The sequence below is a fragment of the Sulfitobacter sp. D7 genome (assembly GCF_003611275.1).
Taxonomy (GTDB): domain Bacteria; phylum Pseudomonadota; class Alphaproteobacteria; order Rhodobacterales; family Rhodobacteraceae; genus Sulfitobacter; species Sulfitobacter profundi.
In genome coordinates this window covers 3353283-3371091 of the sequence record NZ_CP020694.1, presented here as the reverse complement: position 1 = coordinate 3371091, position 17809 = coordinate 3353283, and the positions used below count along the sequence as shown (strand labels likewise).

Here is a 17809-nt window from a genome sequence, read left to right as displayed (position 1 = left end):
GGATGACCGACCTGTGTCCTTCGGACTTTAAAAGAATGGCAAGCCCATAAGCCTGATGCGCCGTAAACCGGCGCAAGAGGCGCTGAACGAACCGTTCATGTTCTCATCGACAGGGTAAACGTGCTGGCAGCAGCATTCACGACAGTGCGCGGGGCCGTTTTTACACGGTCACTTGCACCCCCCTGAACTTGGCATTCTGCCAGTCGGCTGACACCTTGTTCAGGGCCTGTCCCCCCAAGCGAAATGAATCGCTGGACCTTTGGTAGCAAGTGTTTCCGGTCCGCTTCAACATATCTTCCATCTTGACTCAGAGATTGCCTGAAAAGAATCTCTGGCGTGTTTTTTTCGCTGCACCCGCACGAAAAAAGGCGCCGCAATGCGGCGCCTCTTGTCTTTCAAAGGGTTGGCTGTGGAGCCGTATTAACCCAGTGCTTTGACCCGTGCGGACAGACGCGACATTTTGCGCGAAGCGGTGTTTTTGTGGAAAACGCCTTTGGTGACGCCGCGCATCAGCTCGGGCTGGGCGACTTTCAAAGCGGCGGTTGCGGCTTCTTTATCACCGGAGGTGATCGCCTCTTCGACTTTGCGCAGGTAGGTGCGGATGCGCGAACGACGGGCTTTATTGATCGCAAAACGTTTCTCGTTTTGACGTGCGCGCTTTGCGGATTGTGTTGTGTTTGCCATGAGTATCAGCCTTCGGGTTCATTTTGTTGCGTAGCAATGCGTGACGCCAACCCTACCGGAAATCCGGGCCCCCAAAGGGCAGGTGATTCTAGCCAGAGCGGGCTGCACGCGCATGTATTGGGGCTGCCTATAAGACAGCAGGCGCGGCAATGCAAGCCGCGCCACTGGAATCGCTTATTTGTCGCGGAACTGCGCTTCGCGCTTTTCAAGAAAGGCCGACATGCCTTCTTTCTGGTCTTCGGTGTTGAACAGCGAATGGAACATGCGGCGCTCGAACAACAGGCCTTCGCTCAGCGGCACCTCATAGGCGCGGTTCACGCATTCCTTGACCACGGTGGCCGAGATCATGGATTTTTCGGCAATCTTGCCAGCGGCGGCCATGGCTTCTTCCATCAGCTTTTTGACCGGCACAACGCGCGACACAAGGCCCGAGCGTTCGGCTTCTTCGGCATCCATGAAACGGCCCGTCAGGTTCATGTCCATCGCTTTGGACTTGCCCACAAGGCGCGTCAGACGCTGGGTGCCGCCGATGCCTGCCACGACACCAAGGTTGATCTCAGGCTGGCCGAACTTGGCGCTTTCCGAACAGATGATGAAATCGCACATCATCGCCAATTCGCAGCCACCGCCCAAGGCATAGCCCGACACGGCTGCGATGATCGGCTTGCGCACGCGCAGGATTTGATCGGTCTCGGGCGTGAAGAGATCACCCATGAAGACGTCAACAAAGCTTTGATCGCGCATCATCGCGATGTCGGCCCCGGCAGCGAATGCCTTTTCCGACCCGGTGATGACGATGCAACGCACCTTGTCGTTTTCCTGTGCGCCTTTCAGCGCTTTGGCCAATTCACCCAGCAACGCGTCGTTGAGCGCGTTCAGCGCATCCGGGCGGTTGAGGGTGATCAGGGCCACATGGTTGTCCACGTCCACGGTGATCGTTTCGTAAGCCATCGAGAATGCTCTTTGTTGTTGCGCTCAGGGGAATGTGCATACCACGGCACCCCCATGTTTCAAGTTATCTTTGGCAGCGCGGACAATAGAAGGAAGACCGCCCGCTTTGTACGATGCGCCCGATGGTGCCGTCGCAGCCCGGTCGGCGGCAGGGTTGCCCCTCTCGTCCGTAGACATCGAAGCTGTGCTGGAAATAGCCCAATTCGCCGTCCGCCTGCCGGAAGTCCTTGAGCGAGGATCCCCCCGCCGTGATGGCATCGGCCAGCACCTCGCGGATGATCGGCACCAGCCCGGCGATCCGCGTGGCCGAGATGCGCCCGGCCTTGCGGGCGGGGTGAATCCCTGCGCGGTAAAGTGCTTCGCAGACGTAGATATTTCCCAAACCCGCCACGATCCGCTGATCCAGCAGGGCGGATTTGATCGGTGTGTTGCGCCCTTTCAGCGCGGCCACCAGATGCGCTTCGTGAAAGTCATTGCCTAAGGGTTCCGGCCCGAGCGAGGCCAGCAGTTTATGCGTTTCGGCCCCCGCCGTGGGCATCAGATCCATCGCGCCAAAACGGCGCGGGTCGTTAAAGGTGATCCGCGCACCGTTACCCATATGCAACACGACGTGGTCATGTTTCTCTGGGGCGGGGTGGTTGTGCTGAAACTGCCCCAGCGGGTCACCCGAGACGAGCATCCGCCCGGACATGCCCAAATGCACCAACAGCGATTCCCCACCCTCCAGATCGGCGAGGATGTATTTCGACCGTCGTCGCAGCAGCCCGACTCGCTGCCCAGTCAGCCGCTCTGCCATCCGTTCGGGGAAGGGCCAGCGCAGATCGGGGCGGTTCACCTCAGCGCGGGCAATCACCTGCCCCTCCATCGCGGGGGCCAGCCCTCGGCGGACGGTTTCGACCTCTGGCAGTTCCGGCATCTCGGTTTCCCCTCTGGCTTGCCTGTGACAAAAGGCACGCATTGTCCCCAGCCTACGGCACCCTATAACAAGGGACTGAACCAGAGGATCGCAAGAGCAGATGACCCAGGACGCCGACAAAACCACCCATTTCGGGTTCGAGACCGTACCCGAGGATGAAAAAGCAGGTCGCGTGCAGGGTGTGTTCAACTCCGTCGCCAGCAAATACGACATCATGAACGATGTGATGAGCATGGGCATCCACCGCGTCTGGAAAGAAGCGATGATGGATTGGCTCGCCCCGCGCCCCGGTCAGAAGTTGCTGGATGTGGCGGGTGGCACGGGCGATGTGTCGTTCAAGTTTCTGGGCCGCGCGGGCCACGGACATGCGACGGTGCTCGACCTCACCGAGCCGATGCTGGTCGAAGGCCGCAAACGCGCCGAGGCCGACAGCCTGACCGGCAGCCTTGATTGGGTGGTGGGCGATGCCATGGCACTGCCGTTTCCCGACAACACCTTTGATGTCTATACAATCAGCTTTGGCATCCGGAACGTGACCCGCCCCCAAGAGGCGCTGAACGAAGCGTACCGCGTGCTGCGCCCCGGTGGCCGCCTGATGGTGTTGGAGTTCAGCCAGCTGCCCAACCCGGCGATGCAAAAAGCCTATGACCTCTACAGTTTCAACGTGATCCCGCGCATGGGGCAAGCCATCGCGGGCGACCGCGACAGCTATCAGTATCTGGTCGAATCGATCCGCAATTTCCCCGATCAGGAAACGTTTCTGTCGATGGTACGCACGGCCGGTTTCGGGCAGGCCAAATACCGCAACCTGAGCATGGGCATCGCGGCGCTGCATTCGGGCTGGAAACTCTGATGCGCGGACCTCACAACATTTGGCGGCTGATCCGCACCGGCGCGACGTTGGAACGCGCGGGCGCGATGAATGTGGTGCTGGATGCTTTCGATGCTTCCCCGGCGCTGCGTTTCGTGGCCCGCGCGCTTGGCCTGCCGTTCAAATGGCTGGGCTACAAAGGCGACCCGACCATGCCGCCCGCCACCCGCGCGCTGACCGCGCTTGGCCCGGCCTACATCAAATTCGGTCAGGTGCTTTCGACCCGGCCCGACGTGGTTGGGGATGATCTGGCTGTGCAACTGCGTGTCTTGCAAGACAAGCTGCCGCCTTTTGACACGGCGCTGGCCCGCAGGGCGGTCGAGCAGGAGTTGGGTGAGCCGGTCAGCGCGATTTTCTCTGAGTTCAGCGAACCCGTCGCCGCGGCCTCTATCGCGCAGGTCCACCATGCACGACTGGCCGAGACCGGCGAAGAGGTCGCCGTCAAAGTCCTGCGCCCCGGCATCGAAAAAGCCTTCCGCAAGGACATCGACGCTTTCTATCTTGCCGCCCGCATGGCCGAAATCTTCTCTCCCGGATCGCGCCGATTGCGCCCGATGGAGGTGATCGAGCATTTCGACGGCGTTGTGCGGGGGGAGTTGGACCTGCGGCTGGAAAGCTCTGCCGCGTCGGAGTTTGCCGCCAACACCAAAGATGACACCGGATTTCAACTGCCTGAGATCAAATGGAATTATTCGGGCCGCCGCGTGATGACGCTGGGCTGGGCCGATGGTCTGCCGCTGGGCGACAACGCCGCGCTGGATGCGGCGGGTCACGACCGGGTAGCGCTGTCGGAACGGGTGCTGCAACTCTTTTTGCAACACGCCCTGCGCGACGGTTATTTCCACGCCGACATGCACCAAGGCAACCTCAAGGTCGCGGCCAATGGCGATATCATCGCCTATGACTTCGGCATCATGGGTCATATCGACAGCTATACCCGCCGCGTCTATGCCGAGATCCTCTATGGCTTTATCCGCCGCGATTACCTGCGCGTGGCCAAGGTGCATTTTGAGGCGGGTTATGTGCCTGCCGACAAGGATGTCGATGAATTCGCCCGCGCCCTGCGCGCGGTGGGCGAGCCGATTTTCGGCATGGATGCCACCCGCATTTCCATGGCGCGGCTGCTGACCTACCTCTTTGAAGTGACTGAGCGTTTCGGCATGGAAACCCGGACCGAGCTGATCTTGCTGCAACGCACGATGGTCGTGGTTGAGGGCGTGGCCCGCTCGCTCAACCCGCATATCAACATCTGGGAAGTCGCGAGCCCGATTGTGACCGATTACATCACCAAGTCGCTAGGGCCGCGCGCGATCGTTTCTGATCTGCGCGACACGGCGATGGTCATGGCCCGCTTTGGTCCGCGTTTGCCGGGGCTGGTCGAACAGGCGCTGAACCGTCAGGCCGAGGAGCAGCCAGAGCGCCGCCCGCGGTTCTGGCGCTACATCGCGGCGACTGCGGTGATGTCCGGCATTGCCGGGGCCACCACAATCGCCCTGATCGGCGCGCTGCTTTAGGGCAGGGGGCCGCGGAGGCCCCCCGCATTCAGGCAATACGTTCGATGGCCATGGCGATGCCTTGCCCGCCGCCGATGCACATGGTGATCAACGCGCGCTTGCCGCCAATCCGCTCCAACTCATAAAGCGCTTTCACGGTGATGATCGCCCCGGTCGCGCCGACCGGGTGACCAAGGGCGATGGCCCCGCCGTTGGGGTTCACTTTTGCCGGGTCGAATCCCAACTCCTTGCTCACCGCCAGCGCTTGGCTGGCGAAGGCCTCGTTGCTTTCGATCACATCGAAATCATCGGCCTTCAGGCCGGTGCGCTCCAGCAGGCGGCGGACAGCGGGAACCGGGCCGATGCCCATGACTTCGGGGCGCACACCGGCATGGGCGTAGCCAAGGATGCGCGCACGGGGCGTGAGCCCGGCGGCCTCGGCTGCCCCGGCGCGGGCCAGCACCAGCGCCGCGGCACCGTCGTTGATACCGCTGGCATTGCCCGCTGTGACGCGCCCGTCCTTCTGGAATACGGGGCGCAGCCCGGCCAGCGCCTCGGCCGTGGTGGCCTTGGGGTGTTCATCGGTGTCAAAGGGCACCATGTCGCGCTTGACCTTTACGTCGACCGGCACGATCTGATCCTTGAAATGCCCCGCCGCGATGGCCGCCGCTGCGCGTTCTTGGCTTTGCAGGGCAAAGGCGTCCATCTCCTCGCGGGTGATGGTATGTTCATCCGCGACATTCTCGGCCGTGACCCCCATGTGGCCGGTGCCGAAGGGGCAGTTCAGCGTGCCCAAAAGCATGTCGAGGCTGCGGACATCGCCCATTTTCTGGCCCCAGCGGGCATCGGGCAGAATGTAAGGCGCGCGCGACATGCTCTCGGCTCCGCCAGCAAGGGCGAAATCCGCATCGCCCAGCATCAGGCTTTGGGTCGCCGAGACCAGCGCCTGCACGCCCGAACCGCACAGGCGGTTCACGTTCATCGCGGGCACTTCATCCGGCACGCCCGCATCGCGCGCGGCGACGCGGCTGAGGTACATGTCGCGCGGCTCGGTGTTGATGACGGTGCCAAAAACCACATGGCCGATCTGGTCAGGGCTGACGCCCGCACGCTCCATCGCCGCTGCCGCGACGGTGCTGCCAAGCTTGGTGGGTGGGGTGCCGGCAAGGCTGCCGCCGAAAGTGCCGATGGCGCTGCGCGCACCGCTCAGGATGACGATATCGTCTGACATGAAACTCTCCTTTGGTCGTTGCCAGCACTATGGGCCGGGGGCGGGGCAAAGTCAGTGGAAACGTCCCGTCAAAGCGCGGCTTGACAGGGGCGGGGCGCCGCGCGACATATCCGTCATGACGGACAACACAGACAAGATCCTGACACAGCTGCCCGCCCGCTTGAAAGCGGCGCGACAGGGGCAGGGGCTTTCGCTTGATGCGGTGGCCAAGCTTTCGGGCGTGTCGCGCTCCATGGTGAGCCAGATCGAGCGCGGCGAATCGAGCCCTACGATCGCCACGCTGTGGAACCTCACGCGCGCCTTGCAGGTGGATTTCGCCGGGCTTTTGGATGGTGCGCCGACAGAGGCTCAGATCGAAGTGCTGCGCAGCGCCGCCGTGCCGACGATCAGCAACCTTGGGTCAGGCTGCCGGATCCGCATCTTGTCCCCGCCCGAAGAGGCCGGGCATCACGAGGTTTACGAACTGCTCATCGCCGAAGGTGGCATGCTCGACAGTGCGCCGCATACCCGCGGCGCGCGCGAGCATCTGAGCGTTTTCGAGGGGGCAGTCGAAGTGACCAGCGGTATGGGGACAGAGCAGTTGCAGGCCGGAGACACGGCCCGCTATGCCGCCGACGTGCCCCATGCGATCCGCGCGACCGCTGGGCCGGTGCGTGCCTTTTTGGTGGTGCAAGATGCCTGATCTCCGGTATATCGGAATAAATCCGCCATTTCGGAAATCCTCTATTTCGGAACGGCCTCCGTTATGGTAGATGCTCCCTGAAAAGGAGAGCCTCATGACCCAAGCATTTCTATCCCATGTCACCGACACCCTAGCCGAGATCGACGCCGAGGGCATGATGAAGCGCGAGCGGCTCATCACCACCCCGCAGGGCGGGGAGATCGCGGTGGGTGACCGCGGGGTCATCAACCTCTGCGCCAACAACTATCTCGGCCTCGCCGATCATCCCGAGTTGATCGCCACCGCCAAAGAGGCGATGGACGAGAAAGGATTCGGCATGGCCTCGGTCCGCTTTATCTGCGGCACGCAGGACATCCACCGCGAGTTGGAGCAGAAGCTGGCGGGCTTTCTCGGGCATGACGATTCGATCCTCTTCGCCGCCTGTTTCGACGCCAACGGCGGGCTGTTCGAGCCGCTGCTGGGGCCGGAGGACGCGGTGATTTCAGACGCGCTGAACCATGCCTCGATCATCGACGGCATTCGTCTGTGCAAGGCGAAACGCTACCGCTATGCCAACAGCGACATGGCGGATCTTGAGGCCAAGCTGAAGCAGGCCCGCGAGGATGGCGCGCGGTTCATCATGATCGCGACCGACGGGGTCTTCTCCATGGACGGCTATCTGGCGAACCTGCCCGAGATCACCGCACTGGCCGAGAAATATGAGGCGCTGGTGATGGTCGATGACTGCCATTCCACCGGCTTCATGGGGCCGAAGGGTGCAGGCACGCCCGCGCATCACGGGGTCAAGGTCGACATCGTGACCGGCACGCTGGGCAAGGCGCTTGGTGGGGCCATCGGCGGCTATATCGCAGGGCCGCAGCCGGTGATCGACCTACTGCGCCAGCGCGCGCGGCCCTATCTGTTTTCCAACTCCCTGCCGTCGTCGATCGTGCGTGCCGGCATCCGGGCGCTGGAACTGGTCGAAGACGGCGATGATCTGCGTGCACGCCTTTTCGAGAATACGAAATACTGGCGCGCGGGGCTGGAGAAGTTGGGCTTTGACCTGCTGCCCGGTGAACACCCCATCGTGCCCGTCATGCTGGGCGAGGCGCAGTTGGCGCAGGACATGGCCGCACGGCTTTTCGAGGAGGGGGTCTATGTCTCGGGCTTCTTCTTCCCGGTGGTGCCGCGCGGTCAGGCGCGCATCCGCACGCAGATGAACGCGGCACTGACCCGCGAGCAACTTGACCGCGCGTTGACGGCATTCGAAGTCGCGGGCAAAGCCTGTGGGGTGATCGAATGACCACGAATGAAATGAAAGCGCTGGCCAAGCTGCACCCCCGCGAGGGGCTGTGGATGACCCATGCGCCAGTGCCCGAGATCGGCCCCGAGGACGTGCTGATCAAGATCAACAAGACCGGCATCTGTGGCACCGATATCCACATCTGGAACTGGGACGATTGGGCTGCCGGGACGGTGCCGGTGGGGCTGATCACGGGCCATGAGTTCGCGGGCGAGATCGTCGAGTTGGGCCGCAATGTCGAAGGGCTTGAGATCGGGCAGCGTTGCTCGGGCGAGGGGCATCTGATCGGCAAACAGTCACGCCAAAGCCGTGCGGGGAAGTTCCACCTTGATCCCGCGACGCGGGGCATCGGGGTAAACGAACAGGGGGCCTTTGCGCAATATCTGCGGCTGCCCGCGTTCAATGTGGTGCCGCTGCCCGATGAGATTTCCGACGACATCGGCGCGATCCTCGATCCCTTGGGCAATGCGGTGCACACAGCGTTAAGTTTTGATCTGGTGGGTGAGGATGTGTTGATCACTGGCGCGGGGCCCATCGGCATCATGGCGGCGGCGGTGGCGCGGCATGTCGGCGCGCGGCATGTGGTGGTCACGGATGTGAACCCCGACAGGCTGGCGCTGGCGGAAAAGGTCGCCGACGTGGTGACAGTGAACGTGGCCGAAGAGGATTTGGCCGACGTGATCCCCCGGCTGAAGATGAAACAGGGCTTTGACGTGGGGCTTGAAATGTCGGGCAACCAGCAGGCGCTGGATCAGATGGTTGAGGCCATGACCATGGGCGGGCGCATCGCGATGCTGGGCATCCCGCCGGGGAAATCGCCGGTGGATTGGAGCCGTATCGTTTTCAAGGCGATCACCATCAAAGGCGTCTATGGCCGCGAGATTTTCGAGACCTGGTACAAGATGATCGCCATGTTGGAGAACGGGCTCGATGTCTCCGCCATCATCACCCATCGCTTCGGGGTCGATGATTTCGAGCAGGGCTTTGCCGCGATGAAATCGGGCCAGTCGGGCAAGGTCGTGCTTGACTGGAGCTAAGCCACTCAGGGGCGCAGGCGATTGCGCCCCTGCTGGGTCAGCACCCAAACCTCATCCCCCTCGAACACCGCCGCACAAAGCGGTTTGCCGTAGCCCGCGCCGGTGTCGAGGTTCACCCGGTTGCCGTAATGCATGGCGCTGTCCACCGGCGTGTGGCCGTGGACGACCAGCTTGGGATGGGGCGCGGTGTATTCGTGAAACTCCTTGCGGATCCACAGCAGATCATCCTCGCGCTGCGCGTCCAGCGGCACTTCGGGGCGGATGCCCGCATGGGCAAAGAACAGGTCGGGTGTCTGATGCGACAGGGCGAGGGTTTTCAGGAAGTCCACATGCGCCTGCGGCACCGCTTCGCGGGCTTTCTCGTGTACCTCTGACATCCGGTCGCGCCCGCTGACCGAAACCCCGTAGGATCCGAGCGTCGTGTCGCCGCCCAAACGCGGGTTCAGCCAGTTAAGTTCAACGAGCAAGAGCGGATCATGGCGGGGGAAATCCTCCATGAACCAGCGGAACATGCGGTCATGATTGCCCATGAGGAAGGTCCAGTTGCGGCCCTCGGCCTTGCCCTGTGCCAGCCGTTCGATCACCGCTTTGCTGTCGGGGCCGCGGTCGGTGTAATCGCCAAGGAAGACGATGCGCGCGTCCGGCCCGCCGTCTTCTTCGATCAAGGTTAACACGCGCTCAAGCTCGGCGGCGTAACCGTGGATGTCTCCGATGGCGTAGATGGGGCTGGGCATATTCGTTCCTATCCTTCTGCACCCCCTCGTGATGCCGCAAAGCCACCGCGAAGGAAAGGCTCAGTCAAAGGATGCGCCCGAAAGCAAAAGCGCCCCGCGAGGGGGCGCTTTAAGTTTGTGCAGGGGGAGGTCTCAGGCCACGTCGAATTGCAGCGGCTTGATCTGCCGGAACATGCCGGTGTCGCGCAGCTTGCCGATCACGGTTTCTGGCACCTGATCGTCGACATAGAGCAGGGCAATCGCCTCGCCCTTGGCGGTGTGGCGGCCCAAGGTGAAGTTGGCGATGTTCACGCCGTTTTCGCCCATGGTCTGGCCCAAGGTGCCGATAATGCCCGGCACGTCTTCGTTGGTTGTGTAGAGCATGTGCTCCCCGATCTCGGCGTCGATGGTGATGCCTTTGATCTGGATAAAGCGCGGCTTGCCGTCCGAGAACACGGTGCCCGCGATGGAGCGCTCGCGCTTTTCGGTCACCACGGTCACTTTGACATAGCCGTCGAAGACGCCGGATTTGTCTTGGTTGGTGGTGCTGATCTGAATGCCCTTTTCGCGGGCGACCACGGGGGCGGAAACCATGTTCACATCCGGGTTGGCGCGTTTCATGATGCCCGCCACGACGCCGCAGTTCAGCGCCTTGAGGTTCATCTGTGCGACGGAGCCGTCATAAAGGATGTTGATCGCCTTGATCGGCTCGTCGGTCATCTGGCCGATGAACGCGCCGAGGTGACCGGCCAGTTTGACCCATGGGCCCATGACCTTGGCTTCTTCGGCGGTGACCGATGGCATGTTCAGCGCGTTGGTCACGGCGCCGGTCAGCAGGTAGTCCGACATCTGCTCGGCCACTTGCAGGGCCACGTTTTCCTGCGCTTCGGTGGTCGCGGCACCAAGGTGCGGCGTGCAGACCACGTTGGGCAGGTTGAACAGCGGGTTCTCCTTGGCTGGTTCCTCGGCGAAGACATCGAAACCCGCGCCCGCCACATGGCCAGATTTCAACAGGTCGGCCAGTGCCTCTTCGTCAACCAGACCGCCGCGGGCACAGTTGATGATACGCACGCCGGGCTTGGTCTTTTCAAGGTTCTCGCGGCTGAGGATATTCGCCGTCTGCTCGGTGAAGGGAACATGGAGGGTGATGAAATCGGCGCGAGTCAGCAGCTCGTCCAACTCGACCTTTTCGACGCCCATCTTCTCGGCTTTTTCTTCGCCCAAGAAGGGGTCATAGGCCACGACTTTCATCTTGAGGCCCCGCGCGCGGTCGCAAACGATGCCGCCGATGTTGCCCGCGCCGATGACGCCCAGCGTCTTGCCGGTGAGCTCGACGCCCATAAACTTAGACTTTTCCCATTTGCCCGCGTGGGTGGAGGCCGACGCTTCGGGGATTTGACGTGCCACGGCGAACATCATCGCGATGGCATGTTCAGCAGTGGTGATCATGTTGCCGAAGGGCGTGTTCATGACGATCACACCCTGTTTCGACGCGGCTTCTTTGTCGATGTTGTCGGTGCCGATGCCCGCGCGGCCGACCACTTTGAGGTTCGGCGCATTGGCGAGGATCTTTTCCGTCACCTTGGTGGCGGAGCGGATCGCGAGGCCGTCATAGTTGCCGATAACTTCGGCCAGTTTGTCTTTGTCCTTGCCCAGATCGGGCTGGAAATCAACGTCGATGCCACGGTCGCGAAAGATTTGAACGGCGGCTTCCGACAGGCTGTCGGAGATGAGTACTTTGGGAGCCATTTTTGTGGTCCTTTTCAAAAATATGGGGGCAGGGGCGGCGCGTGGGATCACGCGCCCGCCGGAATGCTTTAGGCGTTGATTAGGCGTTGATTTCGGCTTCAAAGGCCCATTCGAGCCACGGCAGCATCGCTTCGATATCAGCCGTTTCAACCGTGCCGCCGCACCAGATGCGCAGGCCCGGAGGGGCATCGCGGTAGGCGCCAATGTCGAGCGCCGCACCCTCGTCCGCAAGCCGTTTGGCCACGGCCTTGGCAAAGGCTGCACCGTCCTGAATGCGGTCATCGGTGAACTTCAGGCAGACCGAGGTGTTGGACCGTGTCGCCGGATCGGTGGCGAGGAAGTCGATCCAGTCATGCGCCTCCACGAATTCGGCGATGGCCGCCGTATTGGCATCGGCCCGTGCGATCAGCCCCTTGAGGCCGCCCACGGATTTCGCCCAATCAAGCGCCAGCAGGTAATCTTCGACGCAGAGCATCGACGGCGTGTTGATCGTCTCGCCCTTAAAGATGCCCTCGTTCAGCTTGCCGCCTTTGGTCAGGCGGAAGATTTTCGGCAGGGGCCATGCGGGGGTGTAGCTTTCCAGCCGCTCAACTGCGCGAGGGCTGAGGATCAGCATGCCATGCGCCGCTTCGCCGCCCAGCACCTTCTGCCAAGAGAAGGTCGTCACATCCAGCTTGTCCCAGGGCAGGTCCATCGCGAAGGCCGCCGAGGTGGCATCGCAGAGCGTCAGACCCGCGCGGTCCGCAGGGATCGCGTCGCCGTTCGCCATGCGCACGCCGGAGGTGGTGCCGTTCCAAGTGAAGCAGACGTCATTGTCATAGTTCAGCGCGGCCATGTCTACGATCTCGCCGTATTCGGCGGTGTGAACCTGCGCTTCAATTTTCAGCTGTTTGACCACATCGGTGACCCAGCCTGCGCCGAAGGATTCCCATGCGACCATCTCAGCTGGGCGTTCGCCCAAGAGCGACCACATGGCCATCTCGAATGCGCCGGTGTCAGAGGCGGGCACGATGCCGATGCGGTAATCCGCAGGCACGCCCAGCACCTCGCGGGTGGTCTCGATTGCCTCGAGCAGTTTGGCCTTGCCGGGTGCGGCACGGTGGCTGCGGCCCAATGGTGCGTCCGCCAGCTTGGTCAGATCGAATGTGGGGATTTTGGCGCAGGGGCCGGAAGAGAAACGCGGATTTGCCGGTACGGCAACAGGTTTCGTGTCCGGGCGCGATGCCGGTTGTGTAATAGCCATTTATGCTACCCTCTCAGATAATCGCCCTTCGTTGGGGAAGGGTGTCCCACTTGTCGGCATACGCGGGGAGGCTGGACTGGCGCAAGTCGCAAAATGGCGCTAGGACGCCGGTCATGTCGCTTTGCGCGGCGCGAATGATGCGGATCGGAAACTTATGTTCACGGCAATCTTGTTGACCTCCCCCTCCAACCCCTCCCTCGATGCGGCGCTGGTTGAAAGCCTGCGCAACGCTTGGGGCGGGGGCGACGCGCTTTGGCTGGCCCCGGATGAGGCGGCGGAGTTCTCGCTGGCCCAGACGCCGGAAAACCGTTGGGATGTTTGGGAAAGCTGCCAGTCCATGGGCGTCGATCTGGTGATCGTGCCCAGCGAAGGCCGCCGCAAGAAGATGCTGCTGGCCGATATGGACAGCACGATGATCCAGCAGGAATGCATCGACGAATTGGCCGAAGAAGCAGGCGTTGGCGCGCATGTGAAAGAGATCACCGCCCGCGCCATGAACGGTGAGTTGGACTTCGACGGCGCGCTGCGCGAACGTGTCGGTCTGTTGAAAGGGCTGGAGGCCGCTGTCATCGACAAGGTTTTGGCCGAGCGGATCACCCTGATGCCCGGCGGCGGTGCCTTGGTGGGCACGATGAAGGCCAACGGCGGCTATGCCGCGTTGGTTTCGGGCGGGTTCACTGCCTTTACTGCCAAAGTGGCCGAGATGCTGGGCTTTGATGAGAACCGCGCCAATACGCTGCTGGTCGATGGGGCCGCGCTGACCGGCGATGTGGGCCTGCCGATCTTGGGGCGCGAGGCCAAAGTCGCCGCGCTGGAAGAGATCACCGCGAAGCTGGGGATTACTGAGGATCAGGTCATTGCCGTGGGCGACGGGGCCAATGATCTGGGCATGTTGGGGCGGGCTGGCATGGGCGTAGCGCTGCACGCAAAGCCTTCTGTCGCGGCGGAATGCGACATCCGCATCAATTTTGGCGATTTGACCGCGCTGCTGTTCGTACAGGGCTATGCGCGTGCCGAATTTGCGGGCTGAGACTGCCCGCATGGCACTGCCGCTTCGTCAGAGCAAAGTGGCAGTGCGATAGTCTTACAGCAGTTCCGCCGCTGGTTTCAGCATCCCGGTCTCAAGCCCGCGCCAGTTGGTGATCGGCGTGTTCATCCGCTTCAGCGCGGCGGGGTGGTTGGCGTCCAACGCGCCCAGTTTGACCAGCAGCGCGGTGATCGCGCATTCGGCGGCGCGGGTGGTGCCGCAGGCGGCTTTGAGCGCGATGCCCAGCTTGCGCTCGGGCCAGATCGCGATGAAGAAGCCTTCGGCCCCGGTTTTCAGCGCGACCTTACCGTCCATTGCCCGCATCAATTCGGTGCAGGCGCGGCCTTCGCCGGCGACCAGTTCGGGGTGCAGGCGCATGGCTTTGTGCAGGCGCGCCTCGGCAGAGCCTTCGGGGGCGGCGGCGAAATGGGCCATCGCGCGGGCCATGCCGTGCAGGGTGCAGGCCGGGTTGGGGGCCGAACAGCCGTCGATGCCATAGCCGGGCGAGGTTTCTTGGGTGACCGTTTCAAACGCTTCAAGGCAGGCTTTTTGCACCGCGTGATCGGGCTTTTCGTAATCCGCCCCCCCGCCGAGGTGCTTGTTCAGCGTGAGGAATCCCGCGTGTTTGCCTGAGCAGTTGTTGTGGATCTGGCAGGGTTTCTCATGCGCGCGGATCAGCCCCTCCATCGCGTCGCGGTCATTGGGTTCTTGCGCGCCGCAGCGGAAGTCGTCGTCACTCAGCCCCAGCGTGTCGAGCCATACGCCCACCCGGTCGGTGTGGATGGCGGCACCTTGGTGCGAGGCACAGGCGAGGGCCAGCTGTTCGGTGCTCAGTCCCGCTTTGTCGGCCGCGCCGGAATTGATCAGCGGCAGCGCTTGGATCATCTTGGAAGACGAACGCGGCAGGATCACCTTTTCCGGATCGCCCCATGCTTCGACGATCTGGCCGCTCGCATCGCAGATCACGGCATGACCGGAATGAACGCTTTCCAGAAAGGGCCCGCGCCAGATTTCCGCAAATGGGGCTGCTTTGGTCATGAGGTTCATCCTGTTTCTGGGCGAAATCCTGCCAATCAGGGTTTCGTCGGTCGCGCGTTTGCCGTTATTGTGGTTGGTGTCGAACAGATAGCAGACACCCGCAAGAGAGCAACCCGCCCAAGGTTGCCCGGACGGGGTCTGTGGACGTGTTGAGGTCAAGGACGGCTGGAGGCTGGACAGATGGGAATGATGAAGACATGTGGTCTTGCACTTGGGGCGCTCGCCCTTGTGGCAAGCAGCGCTGTGGCGCAGGAGCAGAGCACCAACCGGGTGGCTGCCAAGACCGACTGGAGCGTCTTTGTAGAAGATAACCCGACAGAATGCTGGGGCGTTTCAACGCCCAAGGAAGTCGTCAACACGCGCGATGGGCGTGTGGTGGCGGTGAACCGGGGTCAGACATTGCTGATGGTATTCTACCGCCCCTCGGCTGAGGCCAAGGGTCAGGTCGCCTTCACCGGCGGGTATCCTTTTGCCTCGGGATCGACGGTCAATATGAACATTTCCGGCAATGAGTTCGAGCTGTTCACCGAAGGCGAGTGGGCCTGGCCGGCAACCACGGCGGATGATGCTAAGATCATCGCGGCAATGAAGCGCGGCGCGGATGCGACGCTGACAGCGCGGTCCTCGCGCGGGACGCAGACCAAGGACACATTCTCGCTGCTGGGCTTTACCGCGGCGGTCGAAGATGCGGCGAAGCGCTGCGGCGGTTGATAACCGCCAGAATGTTTTTAAGAACGGCCTCGCAATTGCGGGGCCGTTTTCGTTTGCGGGTCTAGGTTGCCACCCGGGCCTGGGATAGCCGCTGGCGCCGGGCCATCGCCTGCCCGCCCGTCACGCCAAAGGCGTGCCAGAATTTGATGGGCGCACCTCTGGTGCGACCGGGTAGCGATTTAGTGAGGCTGGGTGTGACTTCGCGGGCGCACATCATGGTTGAGCTACAAAGTGGTATCGAAAGTATGTTGGATCGCCGACCCGCAGGCAGGCGATGGCCCTCACATGAAAAAGCCGCGGCCTCCTTTCGGAAGCCGCGGCTCATAGTGCATCAGCTATGTCAGCGTCAGGCCGCCCGCGAAAGCGGTGTCGCAGCCTCTTCCTCGATGAACGCGCCGTGCAGCGCTTTGATCACCGGCTGCAGGCTCTCGCGCTCGACGATGAACTGCACGTCGACGTTGCGCGGCCCTTGGCTCGCACCGATTGCCGTCTGACCGGCCTCGGCAATGGCCACCAGACCGCGTTGCAACACCGACAGCCCGTTCAGGTCACGCCCGATGACCGAGGCCATCGACAGCGTTTTCGTCGTGATCTCGGCAGCGGGATAGATCTGTGCCAGATCCTTCTCCACCCGGCGCATCGTCTTGAGCGACGCATCAAGGTAGTGCGTGATCGTATTGGCGTTCGACACCTTCGAGACGATTCGTACATTGTGCCGTGTCAGCACGTCGAGAATCGCGGTGTCGTAGCCTTTCACGCCGACCATGTCCTGTTCGAACAGCTCAAACGCGACAATGTCCAAACCCGTGACGATCTCTACTGCAGGCGTTTCTGCCTTGCGGTCGTCGATCAGCGTGCCGGGGTCTTCGGGCTCAAAGGCGTTGGTCACGCGCAGCGGCACATCGGCCTGACGCAGGGTCTTGGCCGCCTTGGGGTGGATCGCCTCCATCCCCATGTTCGACAGCTGATCCGCCACGTCATAGTTCGTGCGCCCGATCTTTTTGACGGCATGTTCGCCGACCAGTTTCGGATCGCAGGACGACAAGTGGAATTCCTTGTGAATGATCGCCTCACGCGCACCCGTCAGGGCAGCGAGCTTGGAGAAGGTCACCTCTGAATAGCCACGGTCGAACTCACGCATCAGCCCTTCGGCGCATTGCGCATAGCCGGTGACGATGGGCATTTCCGTATGCGGGTCGATGCCCTCCATCGCCTGCGCGATGCGCTCGTCCAGCGTGACATTGCCCTCATCGCGCCAACCGGACAGGTCAACGAAACGGGCGTTCACACCAGCGCGTTGCAGCATGATTGTGGTGACGAAAGCGGAATGCGCCTCGCCCAGACCGGACAGCAGCTCGCGGATCTGCAACATGTGTTCCGACAGGCGGAAGTGGCCGTAGGCGCACAGACGCTGCAGATCGATCAAGCAGTTGCGGGCGCCGTGGGTGCGCTCGGACACAAAGGCGTCGGCCTGCTCGATGTCACCGGGATGCTCCAGCACTTCGCGGTGCACGCGCTGCATCTCTGCGGACACGCGGGTCAGCGCTTCGTGCCAGCCGTGATCATTGCTGGCGTTGGCAAGATGCGCATAGACGCCCGGCTCGCCGGATTTTTTATGCTCCAGCAGCAGGTTCGTGATCCCGCCAAAGGCGGAGACCACGAAGACGCGCCCGTAAATGTCCGCGCCCTTACGGTCACCGACAAAGAGCGTATCCTTGAGTTGGTTCACGCGGGACATGGACGTCCCGCCGATTTTTTCGACAGTGTGGGACGGGTTGGTCATATAACTTACGCTACCTCCTCGGCAGGCGCATAGGAGCCGTCTTCACGGTGCACTTCGTTGCCAGTGACTGGCGGGTTGAAGCAGCACGCCATGTGCAGTTCTTCCTCTGCGCGCAGGATGTGTTTGTCGTTCAGGTTCAGCGCATACATCACGCCGGGGGTGATCTCATGAGTCTCGCCAGTAGCGAGATCGGTGATCGAGCCCTTACCCTTCATGCAATAGACGCTTTCGAAGTGATGCTTGTAATGGAACGTATGCTCAGAGCCCGCTTCCAGCACGGTGATGTGGAAGGAAAAGCCCATCCCATCATCGGCCAGCAGCAGCCGGGTCGAGGTCCATTTTGCATCACCAACGTGGCGGTCGGTGTTCTGAAGTTTATTAAAATCGCGTACAATCAT

The 17809-nt window shown here is 62.1% G+C and carries 17 protein-coding genes; 7 read left to right on the top strand and 10 right to left on the bottom strand.

Annotated features, from left to right (window positions below):
* Window positions 1–420: 420 nt before the first annotated feature.
* From rpsT to mutM, 3 genes are all read right to left on the bottom strand, one after another.
* Window positions 421–684 (bottom strand): 30S ribosomal protein S20, encoded by a 264-nt coding sequence (rpsT, locus tag B5M07_RS16535; RefSeq protein ID WP_120352099.1) that lies wholly within the window; start codon window positions 682–684, stop codon window positions 421–423.
* Between the two features lie 174 nt (window positions 685–858).
* Window positions 859–1635, bottom strand: coding sequence for an enoyl-CoA hydratase (locus tag B5M07_RS16530; RefSeq protein ID WP_067622966.1), 777 nt, complete (start codon window positions 1633–1635; stop codon window positions 859–861).
* Window positions 1636–1699: 64 nt separating this feature from the next.
* The gene (gene mutM, locus B5M07_RS16525; protein WP_120352098.1) at window positions 1700–2551 is read right to left on the bottom strand and encodes a bifunctional DNA-formamidopyrimidine glycosylase/DNA-(apurinic or apyrimidinic site) lyase; all 852 of its coding nucleotides are present in this window, start codon (window positions 2549–2551) and stop codon (window positions 1700–1702) included.
* Window positions 2552–2651: 100 nt separating this feature from the next.
* Between mutM and ubiE the strand changes: the two genes are divergently transcribed.
* Window positions 2652–3404 carry a bifunctional demethylmenaquinone methyltransferase/2-methoxy-6-polyprenyl-1,4-benzoquinol methylase UbiE gene (gene ubiE, locus B5M07_RS16520; protein ID WP_120352097.1) on the top strand — a complete coding sequence of 251 codons (753 nt, stop codon included), beginning with the start codon at window positions 2652–2654 and terminating at the stop codon, window positions 3402–3404.
* Entirely contained in the window at window positions 3404–4936 is a 1533-nt protein-coding gene (ubiB, locus tag B5M07_RS16515; protein WP_120352096.1) for a 2-polyprenylphenol 6-hydroxylase, read from the top strand. Before ubiE ends, ubiB begins: the two co-directional genes overlap by 1 nt.
* A gap of 28 nt (window positions 4937–4964) precedes the next feature.
* Here ubiB and B5M07_RS16510 read toward each other — a convergent pair whose 3' ends face one another.
* Window positions 4965–6146 carry an acetyl-CoA C-acyltransferase family protein gene (locus B5M07_RS16510; protein ID WP_120352095.1) on the bottom strand — a complete coding sequence of 394 codons (1182 nt, stop codon included), beginning with the start codon at window positions 6144–6146 and terminating at the stop codon, window positions 4965–4967.
* A 115-nt stretch (window positions 6147–6261) separates the two neighbouring features.
* On the opposite strand from B5M07_RS16510, the gene B5M07_RS16505 reads away from it, so the two are divergent.
* The 3 genes from B5M07_RS16505 (at window position 6262) to tdh (ending at window position 9147) form a co-directional block, all read left to right on the top strand.
* Window positions 6262–6828, top strand: a complete 567-nt coding sequence (locus tag B5M07_RS16505) for a helix-turn-helix domain-containing protein (RefSeq protein WP_120352094.1) — start codon at window positions 6262–6264, stop codon at window positions 6826–6828.
* 94 nt (window positions 6829–6922) lie between these two features.
* Complete coding sequence (locus tag B5M07_RS16500; RefSeq protein ID WP_120352093.1) at window positions 6923–8110, top strand: glycine C-acetyltransferase; 1188 nt, start codon at window positions 6923–6925, stop codon at window positions 8108–8110.
* The gene (gene tdh / locus B5M07_RS16495; protein ID WP_120352092.1) at window positions 8107–9147 is read left to right on the top strand and encodes an L-threonine 3-dehydrogenase; all 1041 of its coding nucleotides are present in this window, start codon (window positions 8107–8109) and stop codon (window positions 9145–9147) included. Before B5M07_RS16500 ends, tdh begins: the two co-directional genes overlap by 4 nt.
* Before the next feature lie 5 nt (window positions 9148–9152).
* Here tdh and B5M07_RS16490 read toward each other — a convergent pair whose 3' ends face one another.
* From B5M07_RS16490 to B5M07_RS16480, 3 genes are all read right to left on the bottom strand, one after another.
* On the bottom strand, window positions 9153–9881 hold the full coding sequence (locus B5M07_RS16490) for a metallophosphoesterase family protein (RefSeq protein WP_120352091.1): 729 nt from the start codon (window positions 9879–9881) through the stop codon (window positions 9153–9155).
* 132 nt (window positions 9882–10013) lie between these two features.
* The gene (gene serA, locus B5M07_RS16485) at window positions 10014–11609 is read right to left on the bottom strand and encodes a phosphoglycerate dehydrogenase (protein WP_067622990.1); all 1596 of its coding nucleotides are present in this window, start codon (window positions 11607–11609) and stop codon (window positions 10014–10016) included.
* Window positions 11610–11688: 79 nt separating this feature from the next.
* Window positions 11689–12852, bottom strand: a complete 1164-nt coding sequence (locus B5M07_RS16480; protein WP_120352090.1) for a phosphoserine transaminase — start codon at window positions 12850–12852, stop codon at window positions 11689–11691.
* Between the two features lie 154 nt (window positions 12853–13006).
* Between B5M07_RS16480 and serB the strand changes: the two genes are divergently transcribed.
* Window positions 13007–13882: a phosphoserine phosphatase SerB gene (gene serB / locus B5M07_RS16475; protein WP_120352089.1), complete on the top strand. Its 876-nt coding sequence runs from the start codon at window positions 13007–13009 to the stop codon at window positions 13880–13882.
* A gap of 54 nt (window positions 13883–13936) precedes the next feature.
* Here serB and B5M07_RS16470 read toward each other — a convergent pair whose 3' ends face one another.
* Entirely contained in the window at window positions 13937–14917 is a 981-nt protein-coding gene (locus B5M07_RS16470) for an asparaginase (protein ID WP_120352088.1), read from the bottom strand.
* Between the two features lie 180 nt (window positions 14918–15097).
* Between B5M07_RS16470 and B5M07_RS16465 the strand changes: the two genes are divergently transcribed.
* Window positions 15098–15628, top strand: coding sequence for an invasion associated locus B family protein (locus tag B5M07_RS16465; protein ID WP_120352087.1), 531 nt, complete (start codon window positions 15098–15100; stop codon window positions 15626–15628).
* 346 nt (window positions 15629–15974) lie between these two features.
* On the opposite strand, the gene B5M07_RS16460 is transcribed toward B5M07_RS16465, so the two are convergent.
* Complete coding sequence (locus B5M07_RS16460) at window positions 15975–17411, bottom strand: aspartate kinase (RefSeq protein ID WP_120352086.1); 1437 nt, start codon at window positions 17409–17411, stop codon at window positions 15975–15977.
* Between the two features lie 5 nt (window positions 17412–17416).
* Window positions 17417–17809, bottom strand: a complete 393-nt coding sequence (locus tag B5M07_RS16455; protein WP_120352085.1) for an ectoine synthase — start codon at window positions 17807–17809, stop codon at window positions 17417–17419.